General features: G+C 61.6%; 12 protein-coding genes. 7 read left to right on the top strand and 5 right to left on the bottom strand.

The genetic code is table 11. The features are described 5' to 3' along the window. The first annotated feature begins 29 nt into the window (after positions 1-29). Together QTL56_RS09680 and QTL56_RS09675 are read left to right on the top strand one after the other, a co-directional pair. Positions 30-620 (top strand): GNAT family N-acetyltransferase, encoded by a 591-nt coding sequence (locus QTL56_RS09680; protein ID WP_245136025.1) that lies wholly within the window; start codon positions 30-32, stop codon positions 618-620. A gap of 453 nt (positions 621-1,073) precedes the next feature. After that, the gene (locus QTL56_RS09675) at positions 1,074-1,685 is read left to right on the top strand and encodes an outer membrane protein (RefSeq protein ID WP_229574950.1); all 612 of its coding nucleotides are present in this window, start codon (positions 1,074-1,076) and stop codon (positions 1,683-1,685) included. Between the two features lie 229 nt (positions 1,686-1,914). On the opposite strand, the gene QTL56_RS09670 is transcribed toward QTL56_RS09675, so the two are convergent. The 3 genes from QTL56_RS09670 to QTL56_RS09660 all read right to left on the bottom strand — a co-directional run bounded on the left by QTL56_RS09670 (position 1,915) and on the right by QTL56_RS09660 (position 4,951). Continuing rightward, a complete protein-coding gene (locus tag QTL56_RS09670; protein ID WP_229574607.1) occupies positions 1,915-2,901 on the bottom strand; it encodes a WD40 repeat domain-containing protein in 987 nt (328 codons plus the stop codon). Between the two features lie 55 nt (positions 2,902-2,956). Then, positions 2,957-4,060, bottom strand: coding sequence for a CobW family GTP-binding protein (locus QTL56_RS09665; RefSeq protein ID WP_245136028.1), 1,104 nt, complete (start codon positions 4,058-4,060; stop codon positions 2,957-2,959). Between the two features lie 93 nt (positions 4,061-4,153). Beyond that, positions 4,154-4,951, bottom strand: a complete 798-nt coding sequence (locus QTL56_RS09660) for a creatininase family protein (RefSeq protein WP_245136029.1) — start codon at positions 4,949-4,951, stop codon at positions 4,154-4,156. A gap of 93 nt (positions 4,952-5,044) precedes the next feature. Between QTL56_RS09660 and QTL56_RS09655 the strand changes: the two genes are divergently transcribed. The 5 genes from QTL56_RS09655 to QTL56_RS09635 all read left to right on the top strand — a co-directional run bounded on the left by QTL56_RS09655 (position 5,045) and on the right by QTL56_RS09635 (position 9,760). Beyond that, the gene (locus QTL56_RS09655) at positions 5,045-5,572 is read left to right on the top strand and encodes a MarR family winged helix-turn-helix transcriptional regulator (RefSeq protein ID WP_229574604.1); all 528 of its coding nucleotides are present in this window, start codon (positions 5,045-5,047) and stop codon (positions 5,570-5,572) included. A 74-nt stretch (positions 5,573-5,646) separates the two neighbouring features. Then, positions 5,647-6,663 (top strand): LacI family DNA-binding transcriptional regulator, encoded by a 1,017-nt coding sequence (locus QTL56_RS09650; protein ID WP_229574603.1) that lies wholly within the window; start codon positions 5,647-5,649, stop codon positions 6,661-6,663. A 59-nt stretch (positions 6,664-6,722) separates the two neighbouring features. Then, complete coding sequence (locus QTL56_RS09645; RefSeq protein WP_245136032.1) at positions 6,723-7,685, top strand: 2-hydroxyacid dehydrogenase; 963 nt, start codon at positions 6,723-6,725, stop codon at positions 7,683-7,685. 76 nt (positions 7,686-7,761) lie between these two features. Further along, positions 7,762-8,241 (top strand): hypothetical protein, encoded by a 480-nt coding sequence (locus tag QTL56_RS09640; protein WP_229574601.1) that lies wholly within the window; start codon positions 7,762-7,764, stop codon positions 8,239-8,241. A gap of 412 nt (positions 8,242-8,653) precedes the next feature. Beyond that, positions 8,654-9,760, top strand: coding sequence for a TRAP transporter substrate-binding protein (locus tag QTL56_RS09635; RefSeq protein ID WP_229574600.1), 1,107 nt, complete (start codon positions 8,654-8,656; stop codon positions 9,758-9,760). A gap of 142 nt (positions 9,761-9,902) precedes the next feature. Here the strand turns inward: QTL56_RS09635 and QTL56_RS09630 are convergent, their stop codons facing one another. Next, a complete protein-coding gene (locus QTL56_RS09630; protein ID WP_245136033.1) occupies positions 9,903-11,729 on the bottom strand; it encodes a TRAP transporter large permease in 1,827 nt (608 codons plus the stop codon). 1 nt (position 11,730) lies between these two features. Continuing rightward, positions 11,731-12,282, bottom strand: a complete 552-nt coding sequence (locus tag QTL56_RS09625; protein WP_229574598.1) for a TRAP transporter small permease subunit — start codon at positions 12,280-12,282, stop codon at positions 11,731-11,733. Positions 12,283-12,293: the final 11 nt, after the last annotated feature.

The following is a 12,293-nucleotide window of genomic DNA, read 5'->3' as shown; positions in this document are numbered from 1 at the left end:
ATCGTCATCGCTTGGGATGGGAGGCCAACATGGCCGCTGTTCTGACCAGCATGCGTGCGCTTTTCGCGCCTGCCTTTGTCATCGATACTGAAACGCCTGCCGACGTCGTCGCACGCGAGGCGCTGCTCGACCGCACCATGGGTCGCGATCGCCGCAAGAAGTCATCGGAGAAGATCCGTCACGGACGGATTCCGGCCGAGGGCCTGGCGCTCGTCGCGCGCGATGCCGCGGGCCATGTCATCGGTACGGTGCGCCTGTGGAACGTCGAAGCCGGAATCTGCCGTGAGGGCAGGGCGATCGATGCCCTGCTGCTCGGCCCGCTTGCCATCGATGCGATGCATGAGGGCAAGGGCATTGGTGGCGCATTGATGCGGGCAGCGCTTCTCGAAGCCCGCAAGCGCGGACACGGCGCCGTGCTTCTCGTTGGTGACGCCCCTTACTACGAGCGCTTCGGCTTCTTTGCCGACAAGACGCAGCATCTGGTGATGCCGGGTCCGTTTGCGCGCGACCGCTTCCTGGCACTGGAACTCGTGCCCGGCTGGCTCGAAGGAGCCGCCGGCATGGTGGTTCCATCCGGTCGCAAGCTGTCGCAGCCGACGGACCTGCGCCGCGCAGCCTGAGCAAGGCTCCCGGATGCTCGCTGAAGGGCCCGGTCGCGACTCGTCGCGCCGGGCCCTTTGCTTTGACGCAGCTTTCAAATTTGTGAGTTTCCGCGTTCCGCTTTAGGTTGCTGATCCGCCGTCTGCCACCTTGCGGGCTCAGAGCGGAAAAAGCGTGGCAACGCAGTTGCTTGAACGACGCGATACTGCGCCGTCGTATTGCTGCACGGCTGCCGGTGTGGCGGATTTCAGACATCGGCCACGTGTTGCTGACACAGTTGTCCTTTTTTCCGCCATATCAAGGAACCATTTTGCTGTTCGAAGCTTCCTGCTGCGGGGTCCGGCGCGAATTATTTCGCACGGGCGGGAACAAAAGCGCCGGTTGGGTTTAGATGGTTATGTTGTATAATCATCACATACTTTAACCAGAGGTGGCGTTATAAGTGGCCTTGTAACACAGGAGTTAAAAACATGATGAAGAGCATCCTTCTCGGATCTGCCGCCGCTCTGGCGATTTCGACCTCGGCTTTTGCAGCTGACGCAATCTACGAAGCTCCGGCTGAGCCGCCGGTGTCTGTCGAAACCGTGCCGCAGTTTTCCTGGGCAGGTGGCTATGCAGGTATCCTGACCGGCTATGGTTGGGGTGACGGCGAAGTCGGCGGTATCGACGATAGCTTCGATGGCGCCCGCTTTGGTGGCTTTGCAGGTTACAACTGGGATCTCGGCAACCAGCTGGTCGTCGGTGTCGAAGGCGACCTGAACTACGACTGGAACGAAGAAAACGTAGCCGGCGTAGACTACGAGACCGGCATGAACTGGTCGGCTCGTGCGCGCGTCGGCTATGCCATGGACCGCGCGCTGCTGTTCGCAGCCGGTGGTTACACCGGCACGAACATTGAGGGTGCTGGCGACGACGACACGCTGCATGGCTGGACCATCGGTGGTGGCGTCGACTACGCCCTGACCGACCGCATGTTCACCCGCGTCGAATATCGTTACAACGATTTCGGCAACGGCGACCTCGGCGGCGCAGACGTCGATTTCAGCCAGCACACGGTCAATGTCGGCCTCGCCGTCAAGTTCTGATCGGATCCAACGGATACGGAAAAGCCCGGCTTCCTCGCGGAAGCCGGGCTTTTTTGTGTCCGCTCGCCCGGGTTCAGGCGGCAGAATGGAGTGATTGCGGTCCTGACGCAGCGGTTGCAAACGCTGGTCGAAGGTATCGACCAGCGTAGTGCAGATCTTGCATTCGGCGCGGCGATGACGTCCGGGATCTGCACGCAAACAAGAGGTTTCGAGGCCTTGCTGTCAGCAATCAGCCGGTGATGTCGATGACGCCGCAGTCGCCCGCTTCGGAGGCGAAGGCCAGAAGCTTGCCGGTGCTGCTCCAGGCAAGCGAGGTGACTGCACCCTTGCCCGGACGGCGCAGAAGCGCCTCCTTGCCGTCTGTAACCCGCACGGCGAGGATCATGCCGTCGATGAAGCCGATGGCGAGAACCTCTTCCATCGGGTGAAACGCGACATGGGTGACGAGGATGTTGGCGCGGGTGCCGAGTTCGAGCGGCGCCTTGCCCATCGGGCCGTCCTTGCCGGAGAAGGGCCAGACGATTGCAGCCGGCGCCCCGGACGAGGCGAGCCATTTGCCCTTGGGCGACCAGGAGAGGGACTTCACCTTGGCAGGATAGCCTGTCATGCGCATGTGGCGGGTGTCGGCGGCCTTGCCGTCGAGCTTCCAGCCATGCAGGGCACTTTCCTGCATCATCGTCACGACGAAGCGGCCGTCAGGCGAGAAGGTCACGCCCGTATGGGCGCCCTTCCAGTCGAGATCCACGGGAGCCCCTGCCGTACCGACCCAATGGAGCGTGACGCCGTTGTAGCGGGCGACCGCGATGCGCAGTCCCTTGGGAGCGAAATCGACCGCCTCGACCGTGCGCTCTTCGGTGAATTCCTTCGTCGTGCCGTCGGCAAGGCGCACGAAGGTGGATTTGCCATGGGCATAGGCGACCGCCCCTTGCGGGCCGGGTGCCACGACCGAAATCCACTTGCGTGGCACATGGGCGAGTTCGGTGACGGTTCCATCATGGGCGACGCGCAGCACGCGGCCGTCTTCGCCGCCGGTCAGCAACGTCTGGCTCGCCGGATCCTTGACGCAGGTGAGGAGGCCGGCATTGGCCTCGGTCACCTTCTCGCCACCATCCAGTCGGTGGATGGCGCCCGTCGCGGCAGCAAAGACCGGGATGTCTCCGAGAAAATGGGTCGAGACAACATGACCTTCGATATCGAGAGGGGCGACTGTAGGCATACGTTCAGGCTTTCTTTCAGGCAGAGTTCTGGCGTTAAGGGGCAAATTGCCCCGGTCAGGCGGTGGCTTCGCAGGCCTTGAAGCTCGCTTCGAGCTTCTCGCGATCCAGCTCGCGGCCGATGAAGACGAGGCGGCTTTCGCGCTTCTCGCCATCCTTCCACGGGCGCTGGTGATCGCCTTCCACGATCATGTGAACGCCCTGAACCACATAGCGTTCCTCGTCGCCCTTGAAGGCGATGATGCCCTTGAGGCGCAGGATGTTCGGGCCTTGCGTCTGGGTCACCTTCTGGATCCAGGGGAAGAAGCGGTCCGGATTCATTTCGCCGCCGCGCAACGAGACGGACGTGACCGTCACATCGTGGATCGCCGAGGGCGCATGATCGTGGTGATGGTGACCGTGATCGTGATCGTGATCGTGATGCTGGTGGTCATGCCCGTGATCATGGTCATGATGGTGATGATCATGGCTGCAATCGGGACCGCAGACATGGTCGGGGTCCTCATGATCAAGGAAATGGGGATCGTTTTCCAGCGCGCGCTCGAGGTTGAAGGCGCCCTGGTCGAGGACCTTGGCGAGATCGACGCCCGAGCGGGTTGTCGAGTAGATGCGAGCGGACGGATTGATCGCGCGCACGATGTGCTCGATCTGGTGCAGTTCGTCATGGCTGACGAGATCGGACTTGTTGATCACGACGACATCGGCGAAGGCGATCTGGTCTTCGGCCTCACGGCTGTCCTTCAGGCGCAGCGGCAGATGCTTGGCGTCGACCAGAGCCACGACGGCATCCAGCTCCGTCTTGGAGCGGACGTCGTCGTCCATGAAGAAGGTCTGCGCGACCGGGACCGGGTCGGCAAGGCCGGTTGTCTCAACGATGATGCCGTCGAAGCGGCCCGGGCGGCGCATCAGGCCTTCAACGACCCGGATCAGGTCGCCACGCACCGTGCAGCAAACGCAGCCATTGTTCATTTCGTAGATTTCCTCGTCCGACTCGACGATCAGATCGTTGTCGATGCCGATCTCGCCGAATTCATTGACGATGACGGCATATTTCTTGCCGTGGTTCTCGGAGAGGATGCGATTGAGCAGTGTCGTCTTGCCGGAGCCGAGGTAGCCGGTAAGCACGGTGACGGGTGTCGGTTTCGCGGATGCTTCGGTCATGAAAGCCTCTGATGTCAGGGGGCGCCGGGCGATGCGGCTGTAATGGTATTACCCCCATATAGGCGTTCCGCTTCGCCAGTTCAAAGGCTTTCGTCAAGGTGTGTCGAGGTCGGAGATGTCGAACCTGTTCACGTCGTCCAGGAGCTCCAGCAGTCCCTCAAGAGCATGAGCAATCAACATCTCCCCTCGCTCTGCCGTTGCGGCCGCCGCGTTGCCGGCGACGCCGTCCTGGTTGAGGTCCGACATCTTCCAGCCGAAGGCATGCGGGCCATAGGCGCGCAGGTGTTTGTAGCGGGTGGCAAACTCCGACTGGCGGGAGGGGAAGGGGCGGGCCTTTGCCTTGTCGACCCGGTCCGGGGCGAGCGCCAGCATGACGGATGTTTCGATATCGCCGCCATGGATGTCGATCGCCTTGTCCTCCGGCCGCATCCAGCCGGCTGGAACACCGAAGCGGGTCCAGCTGGTGGCGACGACCAGCATGTTGAACCTCACACGGGCTTCGGTCGCCACGATGGTCAGCAGCGGTGAGTTGCCGCCATGGGCGTTGAGCAGCACGAGCTTGCGGATACCCCGGCGGTTCAGGTTCTCGGCGATGCCGAGCCAGCGCCCGATGGCTTCGTCATAGGTGAGTGTGCGCGTGCCTTGGACATCCATGTGTTCGACGGAGTAGCCGACCGGTTCCACCGGCAGGATGGTCACCGGAAGATGCCCGGGGAGGGTATCTGCCAGGCGTCTTGCAATGCCCGAGGCAATGATCGTGTCGGTCTCGAAGGGAAGGTGCGGGCCATGCTGTTCATGGGCGCCGAGCGGCAGCACGGCAATCCAGTCCGCGCGGTCCCTGGGCGCAAGGGCCGGATCGTTCTGCTCAAAGGACGACGCCGGTTTCACCATCTGGTCTAAGCTCCTGATCTTCGTTATGCATGGCAACCAGCCATCGCAGCGGGATAAAGCGAGGGTTGCAGCGCGTGTCCACCGGGGAGAGTCATGGCGAAAAAGGACAAGGCCGACAAGGACCGCGGCGAAAAGAAGAAACCCAAGAAGAAAAACCCACCGGGATCCGGCGTGCTGAGCGCTGCCGTGACCCAGGTCGCACGGGCTCTTCGCACGCGGCTCTCGCATGGCTTGGCCCAGAGCGGCCTCTATCCGGGGCAGGATGGGGTGGTCCAGCTGCTTGCCCAGGAAGATGGTCAAACGCCGGGTGCGCTCGCGCAGCAGCTCGGGGTCAAGGCGCCGACCATGACACGCACGATCGGGCGGATGGAAGCGCAGGGCTTCGTCCAGCGCCGCACCGACGACCGCGACGGACGGCTCACCAAGGTCTATCTCACCGACGAGGGGCGTGGCAGCGTCGCGCGCATCGAGGAAGCCATGCAGTCCTGCGAAGCGCAGGCAGTCCAGGGCCTCTCGGGTAAAGAGTTGAAGACGCTGGTGAAGCTGCTGTCGGTGATCGATGACAATCTCTCAGGCCAAGCCGCGGCCAGATCCTCCGATACCGCCGACGACGACGATTGATATCCCGGATTAAATTGTTTAATTAAATCGTTTAAGGGCTCGAATGCCCGCCGGCCTGCTGCGAGGGAGGAAACGTGGCACAAAAGGTAAAGCTTTCGACCATTGCGGAAACGCTCGGTCTTTCCACTGCCACCATATCGCTTGCCCTGCGCGACAGCCCGCTGGTTGCAGCCGATACCCGTGAAAAGATCAAGGATCAGGCGCGCGCGCTCGGCTATATCTACAACCGCCGTGCTGCCAGCCTTCGCACCTCGCGTTCCGGAATCATCGGTGTTGTCGTGCATGACATCATGAACCCGTTCTACGGGGAAATCCTGAAAGCCATCGAGACCGAGCTCGACCGCAGCCGTCATACTTTCATTCTCTCCAATCACTACGACAGCGTCGACAAGCAGCGCATGTTCATCGAGACGCTGCTGCAGCTCGGCGGCGACGGCGTGATCATGTCGCCGGCCATCGGCACACCGCCGGAAGACGTATTGCTGGCCGAGAACAACAATATGCCGGCGATCTTCGTCGCGCGTTCGATGGATGGGCTCGATGTGCCAATCTATCGCGGCGACGACACCTATGGCATTTCCCTGGCGACCAACCATCTGATCGGCCTTGGCCATCGGTCGATTGCCATGATCGGCGGCACGGACCAGACGTCGACAGGGCGAGACCGCTATCAGGGTTATGTAAATGCGTTGCGCAAGGCGGAGATTGAAGTCGATCCGGGGCTGCGTATTCCCGGGCCGAGAACCAAGCAGGGTGGCTTCGAGGCGGCAGTCAACTTCCTGTCCTTGCCGCAGAAACCGACGGCGGCCGTCTGCTGGAACGACCTGGTCGCGATCGGGTTGATGAATGGCATCGCGCGCGCGGGACTGATCCCAGGACAGGATATTTCCGTCACCGGCTATGACGACCTGGAGGAAGCTTCGATCGCAACGCCGTCGTTGACAACGGTTTGGAACGGGCAGGCGGAGGTCGGACGGCTTGCCGCGCGTGCCTTGCTCGATAAACTTGCCGGCAGCCACGAGCCCGACGGCATCCATCTGATCAAGCCCGAGATGCGAATCCGTCAGTCAACGGCTCCGATCCGCCGCTGAACCTCGGCCGTCTCTCGCGTCCGGCCGCCTCATCATTTTATTATTGTCAGGAGACAGTCATGTCCGATCGTACCCTCGTGTTGATCCCCGGTCGCATCCATCCCCGTGTGCGCGCCCGTCTGGCAGAACGTTTCGATGTTCTGGACGTCACTGACGCATCTGCGACGGAAGCCACGACCGAGCAATTGGCGCGCGTACGCGGTGCAGCCGTCTCAGGGCGCTTCCCTGCTTCCCTGATCGAACGTCTGCCGAAGCTCGAGGTGATCGGCAGTTTCGGGGTCGGCTATGACGGCGTCGATGTGGGTGCGGCTGCGGCTCGGGGTATTGTCGTGACGCATACGCCCGACGTGCTCAACGACGAGGTGGCAGACACCACGATCGCACTGCTTCTCAACACAGTGCGCCAATTCTATCGGGCCGAGCACTATCTGCGTGAGGGGCGTTGGGAGCGGGAAGGGGCTTTCCCGCTCTCGCCCCTGTCCCTGAAAGGGCGCAAGGTCGGTCTTCACGGCCTCGGTCGCATCGGAATGGAGATCGCCGCCAGGCTCGCCCCGTTCAAGGTCGATCTCGCCTACCATACCCGTCGCCCGCGCGAAGACGTGTCCTATGCCTATCATGACAGCCTGATCGGACTGGCCAAGGCGGTCGACATCCTGATCTCGATCGTCCCATCGACCCCTCAGACGAACGGAGCGATCAATGCCGAGGTCTTGACGGCGCTGGGATCAAGCGGCGTCCTGATCAATGTCGGTCGCGGCTCGACCGTGGATCAGCCCGCCCTGATCGAGGCGCTGCGGAACGGTACGATCGCAGCTGCCGGTCTCGATGTATTCGCTGCGGAGCCACATGTGCCGCAGGCGCTCATCGACCTGCCGAACGTCTCGCTTCTGCCGCATGTCGCCTCGGCTTCGATGCCGACGCGCGATGCCATGGCGGATCTCGTGGCCGACAACGTGATTGCCTGGTTCGACAGCGGTCGCCCGCTGACCCCGGTTCCCGAGACGCCTGTCCCGATGCACTGATTCGGTGGCCAGCCTTCCGCAAGCTTGATGTCGCATCCTGCGGCGATCATGAGGTTTCGCGCTGAAGGATGCTCCGATGAAGTCCTCTTTCGTCATTGTGGCGACGGCATTGTCGTGTGCGTGTATTTCTGCCGTCGGGATCACCTTCTGGTCTGCGCCGCAGCAGATCGCTAGGGACGCGGCAGATCCGATCGTTCTTGGGACCATTCCCGATGCTCTCGCGACGGGTCGACCCGTTGCGCTGTCGATGTACGTGCATTCGGCGTCTCCGCCGGCCATTTTCTCGGTGTCAAACTTTACGCTCAAGACGGTGTGTCTGGTGGAGCGTGGGGCTGCATTGACGAGCCGAAGCCGGGATTTCTTCGCGCCCCCGGATTGCGATGAGGTCTGGCCTGGTCTGGCGCGGGCGAGCAACTGGACGCAAAACGAGGATGGAAGTGTAAGCATTTCCGACGCCAATGGCGCGACGCTGCTGACGCTCGTGCGCGGTCGACATTTTTCCTACGAAGCCTCAGATGCGCCCGGCGCAGACCTTGCCCTGCTGATGCTGCCCTGAGCGGAGCAGTCTTCATCTTCGGCATGGCTTCCGACGGCCGAGCCAGGAGCAAGCGGCACTGAATGTCATTGTCGGCCAGCGCCTTGACCTCAAACACGGTGCGATTTGACGGTGTGCTGACGCGTCCGGATCAGGTGGCAATTGTTCGCGTATGCAATCTTGAGTGGCGGTAGGCTCGGTCCGTAAAGACGCCTGTCGCGATAAACGCCGGTCGTGCTCATGTTACCGGGTTTGCATGTTCGCGCTAACATGGCTGTGGGTCTGACTTCGCAGTTCCAACATGCTGTCTTCTCACCCAAAAGAATAGGACCCAAGCGCTTGAAAGGCCTTGGCTAAAATGGTTAGCTCGCGCATCGCTGCCGGGAGGGGCCGACGATGCCCGCCGGTGGGGCAACAAACTGGGAGGTAATTTATGGATCGTCGTTCATTCATCAAGAAGGCTGGGGTTGCCGGTGCAGGCGCTGCTGCGTCCGCCGTTCTCGCCGCGCCCGCCATCGCGCAGGAAAATCCAAAGGTCACGTGGCGCCTGACCTCGTCTTTCCCGAAGGCGCTGGATACCATTTTCGGTGCCGCAAATGACGTTGCGGATCACGTCAAGGCTGCCAGCAACGGCAATTTCGAAATCCAGGTCTTCTCTGGTGGCGAAATCGTGCCCGGTCTGCAGGCCAACGACGCGGTCGCTGCCGGCACCGTCGAGATGTCGCATACCGCCAACTACTATTACTGGGGCAAGGATCCGACCTATGCCCTGGCGACAGCTGTTCCCTTCGGTCTCAATGCCCGCTTGCAGAACGCCTGGTTCTATCAGGGCGGCGGCAATGAGCTAATGAACGAGTTCTTCGCGACCCAGGGTCTCTACGGCCTGCCTGCCGGCAATACCGGCGCGCAGATGGGTGGCTGGTTCCGCAAGGAGATCAATACACTCGACGACCTCAAGGGTCTGAAGATGCGTATCGGCGGCTTCGCCGGCAAGGTCATGGAAAAGCTCGGCGTCGTGCCGCAGCAGATCGCAGGCGGCGATATCTATCCGGCGCTTGAAAAGGGCACGATCGACGCCACCGAATGGGTCGGTCCTTATGACGACCAGAAGCTCGGCTTCTTCAAGGTCGCGCAGTACTACTACTATCCCGGCTGGTGGGAAGGTGGTGCTGCCCTGCACGCCATGGTCAACCTGGAAAAGTGGAACAGCCTTCCGCCCCACTACCAGGCGATCCTGCAGGATGCCTGTGCCTTTGCGAACGCCAACATGCTTGCAAAGTACGACGTGAAGAACCCGGTCGCTGTCAAGGAACTGGTCGGCTCCGGCGCTGTCCTGCGTCCGTTCAGCCAGGAAATCCTGACCGCCTGCTACGAAGCTGCGCTCTCGACTTATGAAGAGATCAACGGCTCCAATGCTGGCTTCAAGAAGATCTATGACAGTCAGCTGGCGTTCAAGAAGGACGCATATCTCTGGATGCAGCTGCCTGACTACACGTTCGACACCTTCATGATGATGCAGCAGCGCGCCAACAAGCTCTGAGACGTCGCTGAACTTCTGATTTCTATAGCCCCGGTCCTCGTGACCGGGGCTTTTTTTGTGCCGAGTTTCGGCGAAAGAAAACCCCGGCGCTGAGGCCGGGGTTTTGAAGTTCGGTCGTGGTGCAGCCGATTGGTGCTGCAGCCTACTGGATGACAGGTGGTTGGCTCAGGTCCATCGACGGTGCTGGCGCCGGTGTTGCCCCAGCCGGTGGCTCGACCGCCGGCGGCTGGCCAAGGTCGAGGGGCGGCAGGCCGAATGACGGCTGCTGACCCGTCGCGCCCGCGGGTGCCTGACTGTCGCTGCCGAGCGGCGGGAGGCCGAAGTCCGGCATTGTGATGCCACCTCCGCCTGTCGGCTGCGGAATGGTGATCTGGATCGTGCTCGGATCTCGCACCACGGCATCGCCCTTGTAATGCATCACAATGCCCGGGAAGGCGATGACAATGACGATCGCCAGGAACTGGATGACGATGAAGGGAAGAACCCCCTTGTAGATGTCTCCGGTCTTGATGCCGGCCCGCACCTGTCCCGTCACCTGGTCCTTCCATTGTCCTTCGGGAGCGACAGAGCGCAGGTAGAAGAGCGAGAAACCGAAAGGCGGTGTCAGGAAGGAGGTCTGCAGATTGATGCCGAGAATGATGCCGAACCAGACAAGGTCGATCCCGTGACTCTGCGCGACCGGCACCAGAAGCGGCACCATGATGAAGGCGATTTCGAAGAAATCGAGGAAGCAGCCGAGGATGAAGACGATGATCGTCACCACGATCAGGAAGCCGTATTCGCCACCCGGCAGGGCGAGCATCAGATCTTCGATCCAGACATTGCCGTTGATGCCGTAAAAGGTCAGACCGAAGACGCGGGCGCCGATCAGGATCATCATGACGAAGGCGGAGAGACGCGTGGTGGCGTCCAGCGCGTTCTTCAGAATACCAAGGGTCAGGCGTCCCTTGGCGGTGGCGATGATCAGGGCCCCGGTCGCTCCCATCGCGCCGCCTTCGGTCGGCGTTGCAATGCCGAGGAAGATGGTGCCGAGAACCAGGAAGATCAGCGCCAGCGGCGGCACCATGACGATGATCACCTGCTGTGCCAGCCGGGAGATCATGTTCAGGTTCATGCCGCGGTTGATCAGGGCAAAGACGTAGACGGATGTGACACCGAAGGCGAGTGCGGCAACGAGCTGCCATTCTGCGCTGGGAATGCCGGTGAAGAGAATGTGATAGCCAAGGAAATAGAGGCCGGCGCCGACTGCGATCATCACGAAAAGCGAGGTGACGCCGTCACCCAGGGTGCGGGCTTCCTTGGGAAGCGCCGGTGCCCATTCCGGTTTGATCAGCGTCACGGCGAAGATGTAGGCGCAGTAGGCGGCGATGATCATCAGGGCCGGATAGAGCGCGCCGACATACATGTCGCCGACCGAGCGGCCGAGCTGGTCGGCCATGACGATCAGGACGAGCGAGGGCGGGACGATCTGGGCGAGGGTGCCGGAGGCTGCAATCGTGCCCGAAACGAGCGGGCCGTTGTATTTGTAGCGCAGCATGATCGGCAGCGAGATCAGGCCCATGGCCATGACCGAGGCGGCGACGACGCCCGTGGTTGCTCCGAGGAGCGCGCCGACGAGAATGACCGCATAGGCAAGGCCGCCGCGCACGGGGCCGAACAGCTGGCCGATCGTGTCGAGCAGATCTTCGGCCATGCGTGACCGTTCGAGAATGATGCCCATCAGCGTGAAGAACGGGATCGACAGCAGGGTGTCGTTGTACATGATCCCGTAGATGCGCTCGGGATGGGATTGCAGAAGGGGCCAGAAGAGGCGGATCTCGGAAGAGAAGACCGAGAGTTCGACGCCGAGCACGAAGTAGATCAATCCACCGGCGGCGAGCGTGAAGGCGACGGGATAGCCGAGCAGCAGCAACAGCATGACGCTGGTGAACATGATCGGCGCGAGATTGTGTGCGATAATGTCGATCATGTCAGGCCTCCGAGCCTTCGGTCACTGGCGGCGCCATGTTCGGGTCGCTGATCCGGCCCATCAGCACGGCAGCGCGCTTGATGATTTCGGAAAAGGCCTGGGCGGTCAGCAGGAGGAAGCCGAGAAGGACAACGGCCTTGGCTGGCCAGATGACCAGGCCGCCGGCGCTCGATGACATCTCGCCCGACCGGAAGGACAGCCAGAACCAGGGCCATGCCAGATAGGCCATCAAAGCGGAAAAGGGCACAAGGAAGATGATGTGGAGGATCAGGTCGATCCAGTCCCGTGTCCGCCTCTTCCATCCGCTCGACAGGATGTCGATGCGGATATGCTCATTGCGAAGCAGGGCATAGGCGGCGGCGAGCATGAAGACGGTGCCGTAGAGGTACCATTGCAACTCCAGCCAGGCGTTCGAAGAAATGTCGAAGAGCTTGCGTATGACGGCATTGCCGGCGCTGATCAAGACGGCGGCCAGAAGCAGCCAGGAAACCCAGCGCCCGATGGCCCCGTTGATCGCGTCGATCAGCCGGGAAATAGCCAACAGAATTGTCATTGTATTTGTTC

Source organism: Peteryoungia algae (genome assembly GCF_030369675.1).
GTDB lineage: Bacteria > Pseudomonadota > Alphaproteobacteria > Rhizobiales > Rhizobiaceae > Allorhizobium > Allorhizobium algae.
Note: the sequence above shows the minus strand (reverse complement) of the source record. Positions and strands in the feature narration are given on the sequence as shown.

Excerpts from the sequence above, each read along its gene's own strand:
- QTL56_RS09670 (WP_229574607.1), bottom strand. The coding sequence starts at position 2,901 with ATGCCTACAGTCGCCCCTCTCGATATCGAAGGTCATGTTGTCTCGACC.
- QTL56_RS09645 (WP_245136032.1), top strand. The coding sequence starts at position 6,723 with ATGTCCGATCGTACCCTCGTGTTGATCCCCGGTCGCATCCATCCCCGT.
- QTL56_RS09635 (WP_229574600.1), top strand. The coding sequence starts at position 8,654 with ATGGATCGTCGTTCATTCATCAAGAAGGCTGGGGTTGCCGGTGCAGGC.
- QTL56_RS09625 (WP_229574598.1), bottom strand. The coding sequence starts at position 12,282 with ATGACAATTCTGTTGGCTATTTCCCGGCTGATCGACGCGATCAACGGG.
- QTL56_RS09640 (WP_229574601.1), top strand. The coding sequence starts at position 7,762 with ATGAAGTCCTCTTTCGTCATTGTGGCGACGGCATTGTCGTGTGCGTGT.
- QTL56_RS09665 (WP_245136028.1), bottom strand. The coding sequence starts at position 4,060 with ATGACCGAAGCATCCGCGAAACCGACACCCGTCACCGTGCTTACCGGC.
- QTL56_RS09660 (WP_245136029.1), bottom strand. The coding sequence starts at position 4,951 with ATGGTGAAACCGGCGTCGTCCTTTGAGCAGAACGATCCGGCCCTTGCG.
- QTL56_RS09675 (WP_229574950.1), top strand. The coding sequence starts at position 1,074 with ATGAAGAGCATCCTTCTCGGATCTGCCGCCGCTCTGGCGATTTCGACC.
- QTL56_RS09680 (WP_245136025.1), top strand. The coding sequence starts at position 30 with ATGGCCGCTGTTCTGACCAGCATGCGTGCGCTTTTCGCGCCTGCCTTT.
- QTL56_RS09655 (WP_229574604.1), top strand. The coding sequence starts at position 5,045 with ATGGCGAAAAAGGACAAGGCCGACAAGGACCGCGGCGAAAAGAAGAAA.
- QTL56_RS09630 (WP_245136033.1), bottom strand. The coding sequence starts at position 11,729 with ATGATCGACATTATCGCACACAATCTCGCGCCGATCATGTTCACCAGC.